General features: G+C 43.8%; 22 protein-coding genes. 12 read left to right on the forward strand and 10 right to left on the reverse strand.

What is annotated here, in order from left to right; translation table 11 throughout:
• Positions 1–13: 13 nt before the first annotated feature.
• Entirely contained in the window at positions 14–1027 is a 1014-nt protein-coding gene (locus tag HYI04_RS05400; RefSeq protein ID WP_004691361.1) for a CorA family divalent cation transporter, read from the reverse strand.
• A gap of 152 nt (positions 1028–1179) precedes the next feature.
• On the opposite strand from HYI04_RS05400, the gene HYI04_RS05405 reads away from it, so the two are divergent.
• A complete protein-coding gene (locus HYI04_RS05405) occupies positions 1180–1779 on the forward strand; it encodes a TIGR00730 family Rossman fold protein (RefSeq protein ID WP_004691359.1) in 600 nt (199 codons plus the stop codon).
• A complete protein-coding gene (locus HYI04_RS05410) occupies positions 1776–2180 on the forward strand; it encodes an NUDIX domain-containing protein (RefSeq protein WP_178895964.1) in 405 nt (134 codons plus the stop codon). The genes HYI04_RS05405 and HYI04_RS05410 overlap by 4 nt, the downstream gene beginning before the upstream one ends.
• Here the strand turns inward: HYI04_RS05410 and HYI04_RS05415 are convergent, their stop codons facing one another.
• Together HYI04_RS05415 and recG are read right to left on the reverse strand one after the other, a co-directional pair.
• Positions 2181–2828, reverse strand: coding sequence for a ComF family protein (locus HYI04_RS05415; RefSeq protein WP_062032555.1), 648 nt, complete (start codon positions 2826–2828; stop codon positions 2181–2183).
• Positions 2815–4860, reverse strand: a complete 2046-nt coding sequence (gene recG, locus HYI04_RS05420) for an ATP-dependent DNA helicase RecG (RefSeq protein ID WP_178895965.1) — start codon at positions 4858–4860, stop codon at positions 2815–2817. The genes HYI04_RS05415 and recG overlap by 14 nt, the downstream gene beginning before the upstream one ends.
• Before the next feature lie 33 nt (positions 4861–4893).
• On the opposite strand from recG, the gene HYI04_RS05425 reads away from it, so the two are divergent.
• Both HYI04_RS05425 and HYI04_RS05430 read left to right on the forward strand, forming a co-directional pair.
• Positions 4894–5709, forward strand: a complete 816-nt coding sequence (locus HYI04_RS05425; protein WP_178895966.1) for an NAD-dependent epimerase/dehydratase family protein — start codon at positions 4894–4896, stop codon at positions 5707–5709.
• 223 nt (positions 5710–5932) lie between these two features.
• Complete coding sequence (locus HYI04_RS05430; RefSeq protein ID WP_178895967.1) at positions 5933–6469, forward strand: hypothetical protein; 537 nt, start codon at positions 5933–5935, stop codon at positions 6467–6469.
• Between the two features lie 97 nt (positions 6470–6566).
• Here the strand turns inward: HYI04_RS05430 and plsB are convergent, their stop codons facing one another.
• On the reverse strand, positions 6567–9140 hold the full coding sequence (gene plsB / locus HYI04_RS05435) for a glycerol-3-phosphate 1-O-acyltransferase PlsB (protein ID WP_094148497.1): 2574 nt from the start codon (positions 9138–9140) through the stop codon (positions 6567–6569).
• A gap of 291 nt (positions 9141–9431) precedes the next feature.
• Between plsB and HYI04_RS05440 the strand changes: the two genes are divergently transcribed.
• Both HYI04_RS05440 and HYI04_RS05445 read left to right on the forward strand, forming a co-directional pair.
• Positions 9432–10304, forward strand: a complete 873-nt coding sequence (locus HYI04_RS05440; RefSeq protein ID WP_178895968.1) for an acyl-CoA thioesterase II — start codon at positions 9432–9434, stop codon at positions 10302–10304.
• Between the two features lie 230 nt (positions 10305–10534).
• Positions 10535–11794 (forward strand): dicarboxylate/amino acid:cation symporter, encoded by a 1260-nt coding sequence (locus HYI04_RS05445; RefSeq protein ID WP_058870356.1) that lies wholly within the window; start codon positions 10535–10537, stop codon positions 11792–11794.
• 55 nt (positions 11795–11849) lie between these two features.
• Here HYI04_RS05445 and HYI04_RS05450 read toward each other — a convergent pair whose 3' ends face one another.
• The 6 genes from HYI04_RS05450 to HYI04_RS05475 form a co-directional block, all read right to left on the reverse strand.
• Positions 11850–12794 carry a metal-dependent hydrolase gene (locus tag HYI04_RS05450; RefSeq protein ID WP_087011646.1) on the reverse strand — a complete coding sequence of 315 codons (945 nt, stop codon included), beginning with the start codon at positions 12792–12794 and terminating at the stop codon, positions 11850–11852.
• A gap of 141 nt (positions 12795–12935) precedes the next feature.
• A complete protein-coding gene (gene yihA, locus HYI04_RS05455; protein ID WP_004691339.1) occupies positions 12936–13796 on the reverse strand; it encodes a ribosome biogenesis GTP-binding protein YihA/YsxC in 861 nt (286 codons plus the stop codon).
• Between the two features lie 103 nt (positions 13797–13899).
• Entirely contained in the window at positions 13900–14349 is a 450-nt protein-coding gene (locus tag HYI04_RS05460) for an Rrf2 family transcriptional regulator (RefSeq protein WP_178895969.1), read from the reverse strand.
• 89 nt (positions 14350–14438) lie between these two features.
• Complete coding sequence (hmpA, locus tag HYI04_RS05465) at positions 14439–15647, reverse strand: NO-inducible flavohemoprotein (protein ID WP_178895970.1); 1209 nt, start codon at positions 15645–15647, stop codon at positions 14439–14441.
• Positions 15648–15797: 150 nt separating this feature from the next.
• The gene (locus tag HYI04_RS05470) at positions 15798–17381 is read right to left on the reverse strand and encodes a helicase HerA-like domain-containing protein (RefSeq protein ID WP_178895971.1); all 1584 of its coding nucleotides are present in this window, start codon (positions 17379–17381) and stop codon (positions 15798–15800) included.
• Positions 17382–17389: 8 nt separating this feature from the next.
• Entirely contained in the window at positions 17390–18598 is a 1209-nt protein-coding gene (locus HYI04_RS05475; protein WP_178895972.1) for a PLP-dependent transferase, read from the reverse strand.
• Positions 18599–18758: 160 nt separating this feature from the next.
• Here HYI04_RS05475 and HYI04_RS05480 point away from each other — a divergent pair, with 160 nt between their 5' ends.
• The 6 genes from HYI04_RS05480 (at position 18759) to rplB (ending at position 22538) form a co-directional block, all read left to right on the forward strand.
• Positions 18759–19496: a type 1 glutamine amidotransferase gene (locus tag HYI04_RS05480; protein WP_178895973.1), complete on the forward strand. Its 738-nt coding sequence runs from the start codon at positions 18759–18761 to the stop codon at positions 19494–19496.
• Between the two features lie 264 nt (positions 19497–19760).
• Positions 19761–20072, forward strand: a complete 312-nt coding sequence (gene rpsJ / locus HYI04_RS05485) for a 30S ribosomal protein S10 (protein ID WP_000070912.1) — start codon at positions 19761–19763, stop codon at positions 20070–20072.
• 60 nt (positions 20073–20132) lie between these two features.
• A complete protein-coding gene (gene rplC, locus HYI04_RS05490; RefSeq protein WP_004691328.1) occupies positions 20133–20771 on the forward strand; it encodes a 50S ribosomal protein L3 in 639 nt (212 codons plus the stop codon).
• 11 nt (positions 20772–20782) lie between these two features.
• Positions 20783–21385 carry a 50S ribosomal protein L4 gene (gene rplD, locus HYI04_RS05495; RefSeq protein ID WP_004691326.1) on the forward strand — a complete coding sequence of 201 codons (603 nt, stop codon included), beginning with the start codon at positions 20783–20785 and terminating at the stop codon, positions 21383–21385.
• Complete coding sequence (rplW, locus tag HYI04_RS05500) at positions 21382–21702, forward strand: 50S ribosomal protein L23 (protein WP_004691323.1); 321 nt, start codon at positions 21382–21384, stop codon at positions 21700–21702. The genes rplD and rplW overlap by 4 nt, the downstream gene beginning before the upstream one ends.
• Before the next feature lie 11 nt (positions 21703–21713).
• Positions 21714–22538, forward strand: a complete 825-nt coding sequence (gene rplB / locus HYI04_RS05505; protein WP_004691322.1) for a 50S ribosomal protein L2 — start codon at positions 21714–21716, stop codon at positions 22536–22538.
• Positions 22539–22540: the final 2 nt, after the last annotated feature.

The raw sequence follows: 22540 nt of genomic DNA on the forward strand, positions 1-22540 counted from the left end.
TTTTAAGCTGTACTCAAATCCATTTTTTCCAGCGGAAGTAAATGAGCGGGCCAATCAGGAAGGCCATTAAGATTAGGCTCACCACAATAAAACTGGTGCCGCCTTTGGCAAAAGGCAATACATCGGTGTTCATGCCGTAAATACTAGCAATCAGCATTGGTGGAGCAAGCATACTGGGTAAGATAGAGAAGCGACGAATCGTGTCATTCTGCTCGGTGTTAATGAAGCCTGAGGTGGTGTCCAGTAAGAATCGCACTTTTTGGAACAAGAAGGCATCGTGCTCAACCAGTGAGCGAACGTCTTCACTGAGCTCTCGAATGTCTGCATCATAAATATGACTGCCTAAAGCACGTGGGCGTGATAAAAAGGTCAGTACACGACGTAAGTCAATCAAGCACAGCTGTGCTTTTCCAAGCATATCTTCCAAGTGGGCCAGACGTGTAATCATGTCATCTAAGTCGAGAATCATCTCGCGGTGACGGTTATTCAGCACTTCTGTGGAATACTTTTCCAAGTCCTTGTGGATATCTTCTAAGATATCCGCAAGCTCATCCAGCTTCGCCTCGAGTAAACCGAGTAAGATCCACGTTGGATCTTTATAGTCAATTTCGTAGTCATTGCGGCGCGCACGCGCACGAAAGGCACGGAACGCCACCAGTTTTTCCCCGCGAAGGGTAAAGAGACGTTCTTTATGTAAAATGAAAGCGACAGTTTGTACCGTGGCAAGGGCACCGCTGCTTTCTTCAGGCTCACCATCGACTTGATAGTTTTTATTTTTCGTTAAAAAATACGTACTGATATGCAAAATACCGTCGTCATCACGGTAGAATCGAGCTGAAGATGAAATGTCTTCGAGTGATTTTAGCGTAGGTAAATTTTGTTCATATGCATCTAAAATCCACTGTTGTTCTTCTTGGGAGGGAGCAATGAGGTCAAGCCAGACCAAATCGGGCTGAAGATCGAAATCGCCATTAATGGTGATGTCTTCTAAGCTACCGCGCTCTGTGGCGTAAAAGGCTTCAAGCATGCCGTCTTTCTCCTTTGCGCAGTAATGGTTGAAGTGGATGGGTGTATTTTAGACAAGGATTGCAATAAAAACACTGATCGAATGGTTAAATTGCTAAAAAATATCCATTCATTTTAGTGAAGTTGCATGACAATTAAATATCAGAGTAAAAAATGACAAATTCAATTGCGATCTTTTGTGGTTCTGCATTAGGTTCAGATCAAATTTTTTCCGAAACAGCACGTCAGGTTGGACACGCCATTGCAGAACAAGGCAAAACCTTGGTCTATGGTGGTGGCCGTTCGGGCTTAATGGGTATTGTGGCTGACAGTGCTTTAGAGGCAGGTGGTCAAGTGATTGGCGTGATTCCACACGTGCTGGTGGATCGTGAGTTGGCACATCAAGGCCTGACCGAGTTACATGTCGTCAAAGACATGCAAGAGCGTAAACTGAAAATGTCAGCCTTGTCGGATGGATTTATTGCAATGCCTGGCGGCGCAGGGACTTTAGAAGAAATTTTTGAACAATGGACGTGGGCGCAGCTCGGCATTCACCTCAAGCCGAATGCCTTTTTAAATGTAAATGGCTTTTATGATGATTTACTTAAATTCCTAAAGATGACCACCGACAAAGGCTTTACCCATGCGCGCTTTACCGACAGCCTGATTGTATCGGATTCGGTGAAAGCCATTTTAAAGCAGATGGATCAGTTCCAAGCACCTGAACCGAAGTGGGGCATGGTTGATCCTGAGTTGTTGGATGTCAAAGCATGAAGGTGATTACGGTCGCTGCGGCTATTATTGTGAATGAACAGCAGCAGCTTTTATTGGTGCGTAAGCAGAACACTGCGTGTTTTATGCAAGTGGGCGGCAAGCTTGAGCCCAATGAAACACCTGAGCAAACCATGCTGCGTGAGATTCGGGAGGAAATTGGAAGTGATGCGACGATTGAACAGTTTGTTGGTCGTTTTGAAACAGCCACCGCCAATGAACCTGATTTTAAATTGGTGAGCTATGTTTACCATGTTCAGCTTCAGCAAGCGCCACAAATTGCGGCTGAAATCGCAGAAATGAAATGGGTCAGTTTGAATGACCAGCAGACTGCACTTGCACCGCTAACCACTGAGGTGGTCATGCCATGGGTACGTGAACATTTGCTGATTGACGTAGTCTAATTATTTTAGTGCATAGGCAATACACGCGGCGCTGACTTTATGACAACCCAATTGTTCAAGCTGTAAAGTCAGTGCCTGAATCGAGCTGCCTGTGGTCACGACATCATCTAAAATCAAAACACGCCGGTAGAGTTTTGCGTACTGGCGCTGCTGAGGATCGATTTTAAACTGTTGTTGAATTTGATCTAAGCGTTCTAGTCGACTGAGTCCTTTTTGCGAATGTTGATGCAGTCGTATCACAGGTTGCCAAATGGGAACATTTAACTGCTTGGCTAAGTCTTTGGCGAGGATCATTGATTGGTTATAGCCACGTTCCGCTAAACGCTGAGTCGAAATCGGCATCGGAACAATTGCTTGTACTTTAGGTAAGCGAATTTGCTGAAGAATGCCTGACAGTAAAGGCTGCCAATGCAGTTGTTGTTCATATTTGAACTGCTGAATAAGGTGATCTAAAGGATATTGATACTGTCCTGCGACATGAATACTCAGTTCTTGTTTTTCAATGGTTTGTGGATGCAGTGGGAGTTGTTGCCAGCAGTCCAGACAGACCGAATGCAGATCTGCGCGTACAATGCTACACAACTGACAAGGCTGTGCTTTGTGCAGCAACTGTTTGGCGGTGTGCAGTAAATGACTAAACATAGGCATAGCGTGGTGCTTCAGGTAGCCAGCGTTTCAGTAAGGCTTCAGCGTTTTTAGGATAGTCCTTTAAAATCTGCGCTGCGACAAAATGTGCTTGATTGAGCAAATGATCATCGCGTTCCAGTTTCGCTACACGAAAGCCCATATCACCCGTTTGTTTGGTACCGAGCAATTCACCGGGACCGCGGATTTCCAAATCTTTTTCGGCAATTAAAAAGCCATCATTGGTTTCACGCATGATGCGTAAGCGTTCTTGTCCATTTTGAGACAGCGGGCTTTTATATAACAGGGCGCAAAAACTGGCCTTGGCGCCTCGACCAACACGGCCACGTAATTGGTGCAATTGAGAGAGTCCTAAACGTTCCGCATTTTCAATCACCATGATCGAGGCATTTGGTACATCGACTCCCACTTCAATCACTGTGGTCGCAATCAAGAGTTGTAATTCATTGGCTTTAAACTGTTGCATCACGGCTTGTTTTTCGTCGGCTTTCATTTTGCCATGTACAAGGCCAATGTTGAGTTCGGGGAAACGGTCTTTAATTTCTAAATAGGTCGCTTCAGCAGCTTGAGCATCTAAGGTTTCAGACTCTTCAACCAAGGTGCAGACCCAGTAAGCTTGTTTGCCTTCTAGGCAGTTACTGGCAATACGCTGTAGGACTTCCTCTCGGCGGTCGAGTGGAATAGTCACGGTTTGAATTGGCGTTCGTCCGGGTGGAAGTTCATCGATTACGGACGTGTCTAAGTCTCCATAGGCGGACATGGCTAAAGTCCGTGGGATAGGGGTTGCTGTCATCACCAATTGATGTGGGGTCATATTCTGCGCGCCTTTATTGCGTAGGGCTAAGCGCTGATCGACCCCGAAGCGGTGCTGCTCATCAATAATTACTAATCCAAGTTTGGCAAAGCGGACATTGTCTTGAAACAGGGCGTGTGTACCCACCACCAGATGCGCTGTGCCATCGACAATGGCTTGTTCGGCTGCGGCACGGGCTTTGCCTTTTTGTTTACCTGAAAGCCAAGATACACTAAGTCCCAAAGGCTCAAACCATTTTTTAAAATTGAGATAATGTTGTTCCGCCAAAATTTCAGTCGGTGCCATTAACGCCACTTGCCAGCCTTCTTCTAAGGCATGGCAGGCTGCGACTCCAGCGACCAAGGTTTTGCCTGCACCGACATCGCCTTGAACCAAACGTAGCATCGGTTTATTAAGTTTTAAGTCTTGTACGATTTCTTTGGAGACACGCTTTTGTGCATTGGTCATTGCAAAAGGCAGGCTGCTGAGCAGTTGTTTGGCAAACTGACGACTGGCAGAAATACGTGGCGCTTCAATCTGTTGGATATAGGCACGACGGCTTAATAGACTGACCTGATGCGCAACCAACTCTTCAAAAATCAAACGTTGCTGGGCAGGGTGTGAGCCTTGGCTCAGTTGCAGCATATTGGCATCTACAGGAGGATGATGGATGTAGTCCAATGCCTGTTTAAGTGCATAGCCATTGGTAAATTTTGCGGGTAGCAGTTCAGGTAAATCATCACTGTGCTTGGCTAAAGCCTGTTTGATGTATTCACGAAATTTCGGCTGAGTCAGACCTTCTGTGCTGGGGTAAATCGCAGTCAGTTGGGTTTGTGGAAGCGGCGTATGTTCTGTAATAAGTTGAATTTCGGGATGATACATTTCCAAGCCACGCGCACCCACACGGACTTCACCAAAAATGCGTAGACGATTACCGATCTTTGCACGGTCCGTTAAGCCTTTATAAATATGGTAAAAGCGCAAAGTCACTTTGCCAAAGTCATCTTGCAGTCCAATCGCCATCGATTTACGTTTACCCGGCGGAAAGTCCACGCCTTGAATCGTTCCTTCGAGTAGGTAGCTACGCCCAACCGTTAATTGGTTCATCGGTATGATCGTGCTACGATCTTCATAGTCTCGTGGCAGATGAAACAGCAGATCATCTGTAGTGAAGAGATTCAACTTTTCAAGTAGTGCAGCAGAGGCAGCTCCGACCCCCTGCAACTGATGGACTGCAGCCATGTCCCCTCAACTTTGTCTGTGATTTGGTGCTAAATGCATATTTTATTTATAGGTTATGGTAAAACATCTCAGCGTGTTGCTAAACAGTTATTTCAGCAAGGCCACCAAATTACCACAATTAGCCGAAGTCCGAAATCAGATGATTGGGCTGAGCATTTGATCCAAGATATTCATCAGTTGGATTTGTCCCAAGTCGCACCGATTGATGCGGTGTATGTCTTACTCTCGCCTGAGAGCAGTACGATGGAGGCGTATCAGCGAACTTTTGTAGACTCGATTGCACCCATGCTACATGCCTTAGAAAGTCATTCTTTAAAGAAAGTGATCGTGGTTTCTTCCACACGTGTCTATGGTGAAAGTGCAGGGGAGCGGGTTGATGATGACACTAGTCCCCAACCGAGCGATGCGCAAGGGCAAGTGCTATTGAACATGGAAACTTTGTGGCAACAGGCTTATCCATCTGAATGTGTGATTGTGCGTCCAACAGGAATTTATGGAACCTCAGTTACTCGTATGATTAAACTTGCGGGAACCACAAAAACTTATCCAAAACTGCATTGGTCGAACCGAATTCATGTTGATGATTTGGCTGCTTTTCTCACACACTTACTTCACGTGGAACATACCGAAAAGTCTTACATCTGTAGCAATAGCCAACCGTTGCCTTTACATGAAATCATCCAATGGTTTCAACAGCAGTTAGGACTGCCAGTTTTGATTTTGGAAAGTGATGTGCCATCAGGCAAGCAAATTTATGCTTCACGTATGCAGCAGATGAATTTTGAATTACAGCATTCTCATTGTTTTGATGATTATTTGGCGTTGTTAGCAGAGCGTGAGTCAAAATAATTTTTAATTTTCACTCATAAAAAATGTGAAGCATCGTTTGGAAAATGGCTGTGGAACGTGAAGAATCATGACAAATCCGTTCCAGTGCGCTTAACCCCTAGAACGGCTTTTATTAAGATATTGATGCTTATAGGAAAATTTTAAGAATTTCGTATAAGGTGTATTATGTTAATTTTAGAAATTCTTAATTTTTTAAGACTAATTATTTATAGAGTATGAGTAGTTGATCCCAAATTTAAACGCCGAAATTGTTCCAACAAAATCTGTTGCTGGTATTACATTAGGATTAGATTTCGAACACTTTAAGACCGATTCAGATTATCAGGTTATTAATGATTATGCGGAATTAGAAAACGCATGTTCCGAAAGAGATAAGTGGCTAATTCTATATCGAAATGAAGTACTACCATGGGGTGATCATATTAATGAAATATATTGTTTTTGGAATAAGAGTGTCACTCTAACATTCAACGCGAATACAAAAAGGCTAGAGTTCATTTATGTAGGCAAGGGGTATCAAGGGAGATTATTAGGTCTACTAGGTATAGGAGATAGGTTAGATTCTGCCAAAGATCAATATAATTTCTATTTTGAAGGTGATAAGCACTATCTTGAATATAAAGAATATAGTGATAAAGCGGGTGAAATTATCCCCGTTGAAATAGAAACAAACTATAGAACAGCATATTCAGAAGAATATTCAGATCAAATTATTGAAGGTTTCTTAGTTTACTTACTTCCTGAAGAACGAGGTCATTAACATAATGGTCGTTATGCGAAATAGATTTTAATTTTTATTCATAGACTTAAAGCGTAGGCACCTACATTTTGTAGATACCTATGCTTTTAAAAAGAAATTACTTCTTCTTGCGTTTCAAACGCTTCTTCGCTTGTTCAGCAGCCACTTTGTCTAGCGTGTCTTTCAGTTCTTCATCGCTGAAAGTGGTGATGTGTTGCAACATTTGTAGCGTGACATCATCCAGTACCAAGTTGGCATATTGAGCAACGTTTTGAAAGTTCTCATCAAACACAATCGCGTTGTCTGAGTTGGTGCTGATATACCCTTGTTGCGTCAACACTTTAATAAAGCTTTGGAACAGGGCTTTATCAAAGAATTCAGGTGAGTTGAACTCATACAGGACAGACAGACGCTGACCCACCAAATGACTGAGCTCTTCAACCTGACGTGCTGAAATGTTCCCAGAACCGCGCTGTGTAATCAGCGCAAGCGTCATGTAGTAACGCTCAAGACTCTGCATGACTGGCGCTGCCAAAACCACCAATTGGTTATGGTCTTCGCTGTTTGGAGCAGGAGAAATCAAGTGGCCTTCGGCATCTTCAGAAATCAGCTTGGCTTGAATCAAACCATCTACATAAGCACAAATTTGATCTTTGAGTTCAGCATCTTCCCATTTTAAAAACAGTTCAGCTTTTAAGAATGGATACAGCGTGCGAATTACATTGATTAAATCACCACGGCCAATGGTTCCATTGTGTTCAACCAAAGCGGCAACGAGTGATGGCAAGACAAAGGCATGCAAAATATTATTACGGAAGTAGGTCAGCAGTACTGCTTGATTGTCCGCAATCGCAATAATGTCACCAAGAACGTGATTGACACGTTTGATCAGTTTCAGCTTTAAACCATAAGCAATGATTTCTTTACCCGATAATGGCGTGACCAAGAGGCGCTCATCATAAGGAAGTGTCGTCAACAACTTACGATAGGTATCGAGCTGTTTGATACAAATTTCTTCATCCAGAGTATGCTTCTCAGTGGCCAGCAGCACCAAAGACAAGAGTGAAACAGGATTCACCACAGCTGCACGGTTAATATTTTCTAAAATCGCATGTGCAGAACTGTTAACCGCATCAGAAACTTCTTGCGGAATTGGATCATCATTTTTAGCAATTTGTACATTCTCAGCGCCATGCTTTTTCAACATGTCATCGAGGAAAACAGGCTCACCAAAGTTCAGATGCACTTTCCCGAAAATACGTTCAATTTTGCGTAAAGTTTGCAGAATCCCAAAGACAGACTCGGCTTCTTTGGGTTTACCGTTCATCTCGCCGACGTAGGTCGCACCTTCCATCAAGCGTTCATAGCCGATATAGGTCGGAACAAAGACAATCGGTTTGGCACGACCACGCAAGTGACTGTGCACGGTCATGGCTAACATACCTGTCTTCGGTGGTAGCAGACGACCTGTACGTGAACGACCACCTTCGATGAAGTATTCCAAAGGCGTGTTACGTGACAAAATGCTGTAGAGGTATTCTTTAAAGACTGAAGTGTAAAGTGCATTACCGCGGAAGGTACGGCGAATAAAAAATGCACCACCACCACGTAGGATTTGCCCAACAAATGGCATATTTAAGTTATCGCCCGCAGCAATATAAGGTACCATCAAACCACGGTTATACACCACATAAGACAACAGTAAATAGTCGATATGGCTACGGTGACATGGGGTATACACAATTTCGTAGTCTTTAGCCAACTCACGAACCGTATTGAAGTTATGGACTTCAACCCCGTCATAGAGCTGCGTCCATAAACGTGCTAGCGCCATTTCCGCAAAGCGGATGGTCGAATGTGAGTAGTCCGATACGATTTCATTGACATAACCAATGGCACGACGTTCAGCGTCCAACATGCTAATTTTGCCGCGGATACTTTCGCGGCGAATCGCATCTTGTACATCACTGGCTTTAATCAATGAATGCATCACGTTGCGACGGTCCGAAAGATCGGGACCGAGTACCGCTTCACGGTGTGCATCGAGCTGATTATTTAAGGTATTTAGAATATAAGTCGCAGGTGATAAATTCGGATAGGTGGTTTTTGCAAAGTCGACCAAAGCACGTAAAGACTGACTTTCATGAAACTCTAAAAATGACTGACGACCATGTAAACCAATATTCATCAGCTGCTTCACCGTACTTGGTGTCGCCCAAGTGTCGGTAAATAACAATTTAAACCAAGAGTCTTCTTTGTCTGGTGAACGTCCCCACAGTACCGTCACAGGCACCAGCTCTACGTCTAAATCGGGTTGTTGTTCTAAAGCTTCAACTAGACGTAACAGGCGCGGTGGAAAGGTGTGTGGTGAAGGGTTAAGTAAATTATTTTCATCGTTATGCTGTAAAAACACGATCGACGCTTTTTCTTGATGTGTCCCCACGACCAAAGGGTCGAGTGCAGGAGCAAGCTTTAAACGACGTGTTTCACCATCCACCAACAGTGCATTACTGCGTGAGTGATTTTGAAGCACATAACAGACAATTTTTTTGGGATGGCCTGAAGCTGCTGGGTCAGCATCTGTTGCTGTCGGTTCTGTTGGAACCTCACCCAATACATGTGGGGTTACTATGAGGTCAAGAAGCTTACTTGAAAGCTTTCTATACATTTGACCAAAGCCACTTTTGGACATATACACTCCTGCTTAAATGACCAATCCCGCAGTTTGTCTGAAGGGGTATTTATTTTGCGTAATTGTAAACATAAACCGTATGTCATTTCCTGACAAATTTGTTTTATATGGTGAATTTTATCGTTAAAAATCGTATTTTTAGTCGGAAATAACGAAAAAAACTTATGACAACTCAGTCAAGCAATCTATAGGGTTTTAGTCTGAATTTATGGCAAAATAGATTTTAATATCGATATCATACCTCATCACTTTACAGAAAAATCTGGTCTCTCACCATTAAGTAGGTTGCTTATGAATGCCTTAACCCAAGAGTTGGTTGAATTACTGAGCCTCGAAAAAATTGAGGAAAATATCTTTCGTGGACAAAGCCGTAATTTGGTTGGGAAGCGTGTTTTTGGCGGACAAGTCTTAGGTCAGGCCCTACGTGCGGCGTCATATACGACGGATCGTCCAGCTCATTCTTTACATGCATACTTTTTATTTGGTGGCGATGTGAACGCACCGATTATTTATGAAGTTGATCGAATTCGTGATGGTCGTAGTTTTGTCAGTCGCCAAGTGCGCGCTATTCAGCACGGTAAAACCATCTTTATGTGCATGGTGTCTTTTGCTGACAATGAAGAAGGGCTGAATTACCAAATCGGTGAGCCTGAGTATCCAGCACCAGAGTCTTTAAAGTCTGAGGCTGAACTGAAAAAAATGATGGTGGAATTTGTGCCTGAAAATGTGCGTGCAAGTTTCATGCGGGATCGTCATGTGGAAATTCGTCCCATCAATCCACAGAACCCGTATCAACCGCAGCCTGAAGCACCTGTGTATGCGCACTATATTCGCACACATGACCGCATTGCAGCAGAGGTGGATGATATTTCGTTGCATCAAGCAATTGCGGCATTCTATTCAGATTTCACTTTAATGACCACGGCACTGCGCCCGCATGGTTTAAGTTATCTTTCGCCAAGTTTGCAGTGTGCGAGTATCGACCATGCTATGTATTTCCATAAGCCGTTTCGCGTGGATGACTGGATGCTGTATGACATGGATGCTACAGTCAGTGCCAGTTCACGTGGTTTAAACTTTGGACGAATGTGGCAAAACGGTGAGTTGGTGTGTAGTACTACGCAAGAAGGTTTGATTCGGCTCCGTGAAATCGAAGCCCAATAAAGCCTAAGTACAGAAAAAGCTGAGTGATATCACTCAGCTTTTTTTATGACTGATTTTATGATTGAAAGGTGGTCAGAGCTGAGCTAGGCGTTGAGCTTCAATTGTAATGGTCTCATCTTTTTGGGAAAGGTATATGGGGAAATGTGCAGTACTTGTGACAAAAAAATGCTCGATTCTCACCTGTTCACATGGCATAGTTTCCCAAAGAAATCTTTGAAAAGCATGAAGCTATGAGCTTAAACACGCAAATTCTAATTGCCGCGATCTTCGGGGTCATCTTCGGATTTATTCTCAATCTTTTCCCGGGTACCGCTTTTTTAGAGATGAGTTTGTATGGAATCGGGGTGGTCAGCAGTGTTTTTATTGGTCTGTTAAAAATGCTCTTGATTCCCCTCATTTTTAGCTCAATTGTGGTGGGGGTATCAAACTTGCAAGCGGGTGGACAGCTCTCCCGTGTTTGGAAAATTACGCTGGCATGTTGTGTCACCACCACGACTTTGGCCTTGATATTGGGTTTAAGCTGCGCGCATTTATTTGAAGTTGGCAAAGGTGTCGATATCGCCATGTTCCAAGACGCCATGGCCGCTCATCAAACTCCAGATACACTTACTCCATCTTCGTTCTTCACTAACTTTATTCAAAATACGCTGATTAACCCGTTTAAAGCTTTTGCCGAAGGCAATGTTTTAGCGGTGGTGGTTTTTGCGCTGTTCATTGGAGTGGCACTGGTTAAAGGCGGAGAAAAATTCCGTACGGTACGTAAGCTGAGTCAACAGTTCTTTGACATCATGATGTTGATGATTGGTTGGGTGATGAAGCTGGCGCCGCTAGGGATTTTTGCATTACTCGCCAAATTGATTGCCACTGAAGACATTTCTGTATTGAGTCGTTTGGCTGAGTTTGCGGCTGTGGTAACGGGCACCACCATTTTTCATGGTCTGGTGGTCTTACCGCTATTACTGTGGATTTTTGGCAAGATGAATCCGATGACCTTTTTTAAAGGTACACGTGTGGCGTTGATTACTGCTTTTGCCACCAGTTCAAGCTCGGCAACTATGCCTTTATCTCTCAAGTGTGCGCAAGAAAATCTCGGTGTACGTCCGCAAACAGCGGGCTTTGTGATTCCGTTGGGGACGCAGCTCAATATGGATGGTACTGCGCTGTATGAGGCAGCGGCAGCTTTGTTTATTGCCAACTTGATGGGACTAGATTTGACTTTGAGTCAGCAGTTGGTGGTGTGTCTGACGGCGATGATTGCCTCTTTAGGTGCTCCAGGGATTCCGAGTGCAGGCATGGTCACTATGATTATGGTATTGCAGTCTGTGGGGCTTCCTGCTGAAGCGATTGCGATTTTATTACCGATTGATCGCTTACTGGATACCGTGCGTACTGTGGTGAATGTACAAGGTGACATGATGATTAGTGTGGTGGTGGATCGACATACCAAGGATCTGGATGCACCTTTGCCCAATTTATCGAATCCGTCTTAAGTTTTGCTCTAAAATAAAAAAAGCAGCTATTAAGCTGCTTTTTTTATTTTAGGATTTAAGCGACTTTGAGCATGGCACGTTTAGCCGCTGGGGATTGGTCTAAGTAGGCAATCGCATCTTCTGTTTTGGCTTCGTGTACAGGGTCATACCACGGCACTAAATAGCCAAATTGCTGTGAGATGAGCCATAACGGACTTGGCAACACTTGATGATTTCGTTTAGAAATAGACAGCCACTCACGCCAAATCCAAGGTTTAAACAGACTGGGTTGAATCGACTTAAAGCGGTCATCTTGTTTCATAATATGAGCTGCACCATCGACCCATAAACCCAGCACGGCAGCAATCACCACCAGACTCAAATAATAGCGCGCAATATAGCCTCCACCTAAATGTCGGTACAAATCAAATGCGACGGTACGGTGTTCAATTTCTTCTGCGCCGTGCCATTTGATTAAGTCTAGCATCGCAGGGTCAGCGCCCATTTTTTCCCATTCGGTGTTGTCCAGTGCATATTTTCCAAGGACACAGGTCATGTGTTCCACTGTCGCAATAATGCCAAGTCGAAACAGATCCCACTGGTGCTCTAGTGCTTTGGGCACAGTGAGATCAAGTGGCTTATCGGCCAGTAATTTTCCAAATAAGAAATCCATCAACGCTAGATTACGAGAGACATCAATATTTCTTTGGCTGAGATACTCTTTGTTAGCTGAGTTGTGTGCCTGCGCATGCATGGCTTCTTGGCGAATAAAGGCTTGTACATCTTGCTTCAGCTTTTCATCGCTAATTTGTGGTAAGACTTTGTTATAGAGGCGGCAGAACCAGAACTCACCTGCGGGCAGGATCATATTAATTTCATTGATGAAATAGCTGGCAAAAGGTTGGTTGGGAATCCAATCAATCGGACTGTCTTGCCACTCAAATTTAACTTTGCGGGGCTTAATGGTGTAGGCAATAGAAGAACGAATTTTGTTTTTTTTCAATCGAGACCATAATTTCATATGCTGACCTATTTTTATATATGTGTTGAACTTTTTACGAGCTGAATAAAATCAGTATAAAAAAAAGTCCCCGATTGCGATTAGCAATAGGGGACACAGATACAGCAATAGATGATGCTTTTATAGGTTGGCGTTTAAAACTTAAGCCTCAGACTGTGGTTTGGTTTCCACATCGTCTTCAGCATCAAGATCCATAGCAGCTTCAGGATCTTCATCGAATTCGTCTGTATCCAGCTCATCTGCCGTCGCATCTGGAATGCTGCTTAAGTCAAAGTGTTGGGCTTGGTCTAACGTGAAATTCAGTCGTCCGCCCATCACGCTCGCCAGTTCTTCTAGGCCTTGTTTGTTGAGGGAAGAGAACAATTGAATTGAGAAATCCAGTTTCATCTTTTTCAATTGGGCTTTAACTTCTTGTAATGCTTTAGAGGCAGGGCCACGGTTGAGTTTGTCGGACTTGGTTAGTAGCACATGCACAAACAATTTACGTGAATAAGCCCATTCCAACATCATCACGTCAAAGTGCTGTAGCGGATGACGAATATCCATCAACAAGACTAAGCCTTGTAAGCTTTTACGCTGAATCAGGTAATTTTCTAACTCTTTTTGCCACACGATTTTCATCGCTTCAGGCACGGCTGCATAACCATAACCGGGTAAGTCGACGAGACGTTGGTCAGGATTACCCAGACTGAAAAAGTTAATCATCTGCGTACGACCCGGTCTTTTCGAGGCACGAGCCAATTGCTTTTGGTTGGTTAAGGCGTTGATAGCACTAGACTTACCTGCATTTGAACGACCCGCAAAGGCAATTTCGTAACCTGTATCTTCTACACACAGATTGAGCTTCGGGGCACTCATTAAAAACTCTGCTTTACGCAGCCAGTTGAGAGCGCGCACAGCATATTCAGTAACTGCAGAATCTACCTTTTTTTCATAGCTAATTTTTTGCTTTGGGGCAGCAGCAATTTTACTGTTTTTGGATTTTCCTCGGCTGTGGTGCATAACTCAACTTCAATTTATGATCTACAATCAGCCATTATAATGGAAGTCGAGCGGGCAATCGACCTTTGCAGCGTAAAGTCCGCAATCTTGTCTGTAAAAGACCTTAATCGGCAAGATTGATCAGGTTAATCGGCGAGTGGGTTGTGAACTTATTCTGAGGCTCAGTGCCCAGTACATCAGCTAAGGTGTACTGGTCTAGGCTATGATAGAACTGGTCTAGCGCTTGATCTAAGATCCCTTTGAGTCCGCAATTTGAACGGAGTACGCAAGGCGGGGTGTTGCATTCCACAATGTTCTGATCCGCTTGCAAGACCCGTACAATCTCGCCCAGTCTTAAATGTAGGGTTTCTGGATTGAGTCGAATCCCACCGCCACGACCGCGTGCAGTAATAATCCACTGCTGTTTAGCCATAAAGTGTACGATTTTCATCAAGTGGTTTTCAGACACTTGTAGTGCTTGCGCCAGTTCTGCGATGGTATGCGGCAGCGCTTTCGGCTGTGAAACATACATCAGAATTCGCAAAGCATAATCGGTAAATTTATTGAGCTGCATGAGGGTACTGATCGTTGATAAGCAAAAAAACAAAGGGCTAGTCTAGCATAACCTGACTAACCCTCTCTATTTTATGCCGATGGCATGGGTTAGTGGTGAACACCACCTGTACCAAAAGCTTCACTGTGAATATTTTCGGCAGGAACACCGCGGGCAATCAGGGCTTTTTGTTGTTCAGCCATAAATGGCATTGGGCCGCATAAGTAGTAGTCTGCTTGAACAGGTAGAATCGCGCTATCGATTGTACTCAAATCAAGGCGACCCTTCGCATCATAATCTTGACCCAAAACATCGCTTTGATGTGGGAACTCATATGCAGTAAAGGTACTTAAGCGTGGGTATTTGGCTTTTAAGTCATGAATGTGTTGTTTCATGGCGTGCACTTGTTTGCTGCGGCAGGCGTGCACAAAAGTCACAGGCTCTGGCATATCCAAAGTCACCAACTGATTCAGCATCGCTACCATTGGCGTGAGGCCTACACCACCACTAATAAAGACATTGCGTTTATTTGGGTCAATCAGGTAGAAGTTACCTGTTGGTGCAGACACTTCAATTTCAGCACCTTCGGCTAAACCATGCAGGGTATTTGACACCCAGCCTCCTGCCAAATCGCCTTTTTCATCTTCGCGTTTGACCGAGATACGTAAATAGTCAGCTTGAGGGCTGGTTGAAAGGGTGTATTGGCGAGGTTGTTTTAGACCAAGTTCCTCAACAAATACACGGACTGAAATGTACTGACCTGCTTCATATTTTGGTAAATCACCACCGTCCACAGGGGCAAGATAGAAAGAAGTGATTTCATCGCTTTCAACCACTTTTTTCGCGATTTTAAAGTTGCGCCAGCCTAACCAGCTCCCTTTGGTTTGTTGATGTTGCTCATAAATCGCTTTTTCAGTACTAATGAATAAATCAGCCAATTGACCATACGCTGTAGCCCAAGCATCAATCAATGGATCTTCCATTGAAATACTTAAAACTTCACTAATCGAATGGAGGAGGTTTTCCCCAACAATGTTGTAGTCAGGTGCTTGAATATTCAAGCTGACATGTTTGTGGGCAATCAGCTCAACCACAGGGAGTAATACTGAAGGATCTTCAATGTTTTCTGCATAGGCCAACACAGCACCCGCCAAAGCTTGGGCTTGAGCACCACTGCGTTGATGCCCCATATTAAAGGTTTCTTTTAAATTAGGATTGTTGCCTAACATGCGGTTATAAAAATAACCCGTGAGTGCGACGCCATTTTCACGAAGGACAGGAACAGTTGCTTTTACAAGTTCAATTTGCTGCGGAGTCATGTTTGATCTCTCTTGGCTATCATTTATAAGATGCATTTAAAATATACCTTTAAAGATGTAATGTAAATACATCTTTTAAAGAAAAGCTTAATTTTTTTATGGAATATAATAATATCCCATAAATTTTGATTTTTAGATTTAAAAAGTAGATCACTTACGCCCAAACAATGAGCCGAGTAAACCACGGACGATTTTTTGTCCCGTACTGCCCCCAAGGCTGCGTGCGGCACTTTTAGCGAAGGTTCCTACTGTGTCTTGAATTAGCTTCTCACGCTGTTTTGCTTCACGTTCAGCTTCTTTCTGCTGTTCTTTTGCGATACGCTCTTGCTCACGTGCTTGTTGCTTAGCCAGTGTTTCAGCTTCTTTGGCCTGCTGTTTCGCTAACGCCTCTTGTTCTTTGGATTGTTGTTTCTCTTGCTCTATCTGTACGGCTTGTTGTTGGCGTTCAACCACTTTATTTTGTAGAAGTTCAAAGGCACTCTCACGGTCTAGGCTTTTTTCATAAATGCCTGCCACGATACTTTGTGAAATTAAGGTTTGACGTTGCTCTGGGCTAATGGGACTGAAAGACGAGTAGGGTGGCATCACCCATGCGCGCTCTACGACTTGCGGCGTGCCTTGTTCATCTAGGCAACTAATCAAAGCTTCACCCACCGCTAGTTCAGTGATGGCTTGCTCAACCTTAAATTCAGTGTTGGCACGGAAGGTGTCTGCAGCTGTTTTAACCGCTTTTTGATCTTTCGGGGTAAAAGCACGTAAGGCATGTTGTACGCGATTGCCGAGCTGTCCTAATACGCTTTCAGGCAAATCCAGTGGATTTTGCGTGACAAAGTAAATACCAACCCCTTTGGAGCGGATCAGACGCACCACTTGTTCAATTTTTTCTTGCAGCGCTGCACTGGCATTATCAAACAACAGATGTGCTTCATCAAAAAAGAACACCAACTTGGGCTTGTCCATATCACCAACCTCAGGCAGCTGTTCAAATAATTCTGAAAGCATCCAGAGCAGAAAAGTGGCATAGAGCTTTGGGGTATTCATGAGCTTGTCTGCGGCTAGAATATTGATATAGCCATGACCATTACTGTCGGTCTGAATAAAGTCGAGAATATTTAAGCTGGGCTCCCCGAAAAATTGATCACCGCCTTGATCGGCCAGTGCCAATAAATTCCGTTGAATCGCGCCAAGGCTGGCAGGAGATAGGTTGCCATATTCGGCTTTAAACTCTGCGGCATGTTCACTGACATAACCGATCATGGCTTTTAAGTCTTTAAAGTCGATCAGTAACATGCCTTGATCATCTGCAATACGGAATACCGCAGAAAGTACTCCTTCTTGAGTATCATTCAAATTCAGCATACGTGCCAGTAACAGCGGGCCAATTTCGGTAATCGTGGTGCGAATAGGATGACCTTGTTCAGCAAATAAATCCCAAAACACCACGGGGGATGCAGCAAAGGGAATGCTGTCGATGCCTAAACTTTTAATGCGTTCATCAAATTTTGGATTGGATGTACCTGCCTGCGCTAAGCTGGAAACATCACCTTTAGCATCGGCTAAAAATACGGGCACCCCGAGTCTGGAAAAACTTTCAGCCAACACCTTCAGGGTTACGGTTTTACCTGTCCCAGTTGCTCCTGCAATTAAGCCATGACGGTTGGCAAATTTTGAGTGTAGAACAACATCTTGTTGGGTATTCGTGGTTTTCTTAGCAATGGTGATCGGGGTGCTCATACTTATTCCTATTCAATTTTTTTGTGATGGTTATTCAGTTGTTTTAGTGCGTTTTCTATATCTTGAATTAAATCGGCGGGATGTTCTAGTCCTATACAAAAGCGAACCAATAAACCTTGTTGTAAATGTGTATGCTCAAGTGCACGCATGTTTTTGAGGTCATACAGCATCACCAAACTGACAGGACCGCCCCAACTAAAGCCGAGCTTGAAAAGCGACAGGGCATCACAAAATTGACGAATATCCTGCAGATCAAATTCGGGCTTGAAAATGACACTGACCAAACCTGCACTGTGTTGATCCACACAAATGTCTTTCCAATATGAATGACCCGCAGCACTCGAGTCAGCAGGGTGTAATACCTGCGCAAATTCGGGTTGTTGTTTTAGCCATGCCAGTAGCTGTAGCGCATTTTCAGACTGTGCGGCATACCGAACACGCATTGACGCTAGACTACGTTGGACTTGAGCAACATCATCCCCAGAAACGCTAATGCCTTGAATGGCATGCGTACGAAAGAGTTGATGATGTAAAGCTCGCTCGCGTGTCACGACTGAGCCCATTAAAATGTCTCCGCCGCCACTTGGGTACTTGGTCAAAGCATGTACTGTCACATCTACACTTAAGTGCTCATCACTAAAATCAAAAGCATTAAAGGCAAGGCCTGCGCCCCACGTGTTGTCTAAAGCAGTGAGTACATGATGCGTTTGTGCCTTTTTCACCAGTCCGACCAAATCTGGAAACTCCAGTGTGACCGACCCTGCGGCTTCTAGCCAAATCAGTTTTGCTTTTTCCGTCGGTTGGAAAGAGGACACATCAATAGGGTTATAAACACGAACATCAATGCCATAGCGTTTTTCTAGATTACGAAGATGCTCCATGTTTGGCCCGTAAATATTATCTGCTACCCAAACTTCATCACCATGACTTAAAAAACATGAGTTCACTAGGTTGATGGCAGATAAACCACTTGGTGCCAATAAGCAGTAAGTTCCACCCTCAATTTGTGCAATGTTATCGCCCAATGTAAAGGTGGTGGGGGTGCCATGGGTACCATAACTATAGTCATAGTCATCGGTCCAATGGCGATTAAACAGTGCATTGGTATCTTTAAAAATAATCGTCGATGCACGATACAGGGGAGGTTGGATTGTTGAAATGTACTGAGGCGCTTGTCTTGGTGCATGAACCAAGGCAGTTTGCGGATTTTTTTTCACGAATCGACTCTTCATAAAGCGCTAAATTGTTTTAGCTTAAGAGAAAGTTTCTAAATAGGCGAGAAAATTGAACAAATGTGAATAAAGGTAAACAAAATAAAAAGTTGGCTTCAATTTTGCTAAATCATCTGCAAGGATAGTAAAAAGAAGGCATAAGCGCATGACGTCGCATTTAAAAGTACATTATTTTCAGCATATTGCTGGTGAAGGGTTCGGCAGTTGCTATACATATTTAAAACAACAAGGTGCTGTAATCAGTGCAACAGAGTTTTTTGCTTTACCTATAGATCAAGCCTTAGAGATAGAGGCCTTACCGAGTATTGAGGATGTTGACTTACTCATCATTATGGGCGGTACCATGAGTGTGAATGATGAAGCGAATTTTCCATGGTTAAAGATCGAGAAGCGTTGGTTAAGGCGTTACTTGGCCGCTGGAAAGCCCGCGATTGGCTTATGCTTGGGTGGGCAATTGATTGCCAATGCGCTCGGTGCCGCGGTCAGTCGTAATGAACAACAGGAGTTGGGTTGGGCGACAGTACGCAAAATCCAGCACGTCCCAACAGAATGCTTTGAATTGCCTGAACAGTTTAATGTGATGCAATGGCATAGCGAGACCTTTGAAATTCCAAAAGGTGCTGTACATTTGGCTGAAAATACAGTCTGTCGTAATCAAATGTACCAAATTGGAAAGAATGTATTGGGTTTTCAATTTCACCCAGAGATCGTGCCAGAAACCTTAGCACTTTTTTTAGAAAATGATGACGAGCTGAATAAGTTTTCGGGGCAATACGTGGCAACTGAAACTGAATTGAAAAAATCGCCAAAATTAAATTTTATTGAGGGAAATCAAATTCTTAATAATGCAATTGATTATGTGTTGCGGCAAACAGTCTATTGATGCTTTTTTAAGCTACTGATAATCCAAACAAATTGAATATATTGTAAAAAATCAAAAATGGATTTGCTTATGCATTAAACAATGGCTATAATGAGCGACCCTTTAATGAAAGGGGGTTAACTGCGAATAAAGTAGTTAACATCGTGACAGTCGTGGCATCGATCATGACCTTAGTGATATTTCACTGCTCTTGACACTTACCTTTTAGTGGGGTGAGATGCGTCAGGAGTGATTCTTTATATATTTGGCTTGGAGTTTACTGGTATGTCTAACCAGAGAATTCGTATCCGTTTGAAGTCTTTTGATCACCGTTTAATTGATCAATCAGCTCAAGAAATCGTAGAAACAGCAAAACGTACTGGCGCACAAGTTTGTGGTCCAATTCCAATGCCTACACGCATTGAACGTTTTAACGTTTTAACATCACCACACGTTAACAAAGATGCGCGTGACCAATACGAGATCCGCACTTATAAACGTTTGATCGACATCGTTCAACCTACAGACAAAACTGTAGATGCATTGATGAAGTTAGATCTTGCAGCTGGTGTTGATGTTCAGATCGCATTGGGTTAAGGCTTTCGGGTTAATTAACGCTCTAAGTTAATTAGGCCGCTTTTTTAGAGGTTTATGCACATGGCTATTGGTTTAGTCGGTCGCAAGTGCGGTATGACACGTATCTTTACAGATGCTGGTGTTTCTGTGCCTGTTACAGTGATTGAGGTTGATCCTAACCGCATCACTCAAATCAAAACGCTTGAAACTGATGGTTATCAAGCGATTCAAATCACTACTGGTGAACGTCGCGAATCTCGCGTAACTAACGCTCAGAAAGGTCACTTCGCGAAAGCGGGTGTTGCTGCTGGTCGTCTAGTTCAAGAATTCCGTGCAACAGAAGCTGATCTTGAAGGTCGTGAAGTTGGTGGAACTATCGGTGTAGACATGTTCACAGTTGGTCAAGTTGTTGACGTAACTGGTCAGTCGAAAGGTAAAGGTTTCCAAGGTGGTGTTAAGCGTTGGAACTTCCGTACGCAAGATGCTACTCACGGTAACTCACTTTCTCACCGTGTTCTGGGTTCTACAGGTCAAAACCAGACTCCTGGTCGCGTATTCAAAGGCAAAAAAATGGCTGGCCATTTAGGTGCTGAGCGCGTAACTGTACAGGGTCTAGAAATTGTATCTATCGACGCAGAACGTTCAGTTTTAGTAGTGAAAGGTGCGATTCCTGGCGCTACTGGTGGTGACGTAACTGTTCGTCCTACGATCAAGGCCTGAGGGGAAATAACGTGAATTTAAATACTGTTTCCGGCTCTGCTGTTGAATTATCAGAAGTTGCGTTCGGTCGTGAATTCAATGAAGCTCTTGTACACCAGGTTGTTACAGCTTATTTAGCTGGTGGCCGTCAAGGTTCAAAAGCTCAGAAATCACGTGCAGACGTTTCTGGCGGTGGCAAAAAGCCATTCCGTCAAAAAGGTACTGGTCGCGCTCGTGCTGGTTCTATTCGTAGCCCAATCTGGGTAGGTGGTGGTAAAACTTTTGCTGCTCGCCCACAAGATTGGTCTCAAAAAGTTAACCGCAAAATGTATCGCGGTGCAATGCAATGTATCTTAGCTGAACTTGTTCGCCAAGATCGTCTTGTATTGGTTGAAGAGTTTGCTGTTGCTGCTCCAAAAACTAAAGAGTTGCTTGCAAAACTTAACGACTTGAATGCTACTCGTGCATTGATCGTTACAGAATCTGTAGATGAGAATCTATACCTTGCAGCGCGCAACATTCCACACGTTGATGTGGTTGATGCTGCTGCTATCGATCCTGTTAGCTTGATTGCGTTCGATAAAGTTGTTATGTCTGTAGCTGCTGCTAAGAAAATTGAGGTAGAACTCGGATGAACAACGAACGTATCTATCAAGTCCTACAAGGACCTGTATTCTCAGAAAAAGCACAAGTTTTAGGCGAAACTGCTGGTGTTCAAGTTTTCAAAGTTGCACTTGATGCAAACAAACTTGAAATCAAAAAAGCTGTTGAGCAATTGTTTGGTGTTCAAGTTGTTAAAGTTAACACAACGATCACTAAAGGTAAGACTAAACGCTTTGGTAAAACATTAGGACGTCGTTCTGATGTTAAAAAAGCATACGTCACCCTGAAAGCTGGCCAAGATGTTGAAATGGCTGACTTGGGCGATACCGCTGAAAGCGCAGCGGAATAAGGACGAGAATTATGCCAATTCAAAAATGTAAGCCAACGTCTCCTGGACGTCGCTTTGTAGAGAAAGTCGTTCACGACCATCTTCACAAAGGTGCGCCTTATGCTCCGTTGGTTGAAGCTAAAAAACGTACTGGTGGTCGTAATAACAACGGTCACATCACGACTCGTCACGTTGGTGGCGGTCACAAGCAGCACTACCGTCTAGTTGACTTTAAACGTAACAAAGATGGTATTCCTGCAACTGTAGAGCGTATTGAATACGATCCTAACCGTACAGCACACATTGCACTAGTATTGTATGCTGATGGTGAGCGTCGCTACATCATCGCGCCTAAAGGCCTTCGCGCTGGCGATAAAGTTCAATCTGGTAACGATGCTCCAATTCGTCCAGGTAACTGTTTACCGCTTCGCAACATGCCTATCGGTTCTACTCTTCACAACATCGAACTTAAAATCGGTAAAGGCGCGCAATTAGCTCGTTCTGCTGGTACTTCAGTTCAGTTGTTGGGTCGTGACGGTTCTTACGCTATCGTTCGTTTACGTTCTGGTGAAATGCGTAAAATTCACGTTGAGTGCCGTGCAGTTCTTGGTGAAGTTTCTAACCAAGAAAGCAACCTTCGTTCACTTGGTAAAGCAGGTGCAGCACGCTGGCGTGGCGTTCGTCCTACCGTTCGTGGTATGGCGATGAACCCAGTAGATCACCCGCACGGTGGTGGTGAAGGTCGTAGCAAAGGTATTCAACCTGTAAGCCCATGGGGTCAAAAAGCTAAAGGGTACAAGACACGTACCAATAAGCGTACGACTAAGATGATTATTCGCGACCGTCGCGTTAAGTAACA

This window comes from Acinetobacter sp. SwsAc2 (genome assembly GCF_013391465.1).
Lineage (GTDB): Bacteria > Pseudomonadota > Gammaproteobacteria > Pseudomonadales > Moraxellaceae > Acinetobacter > Acinetobacter johnsonii.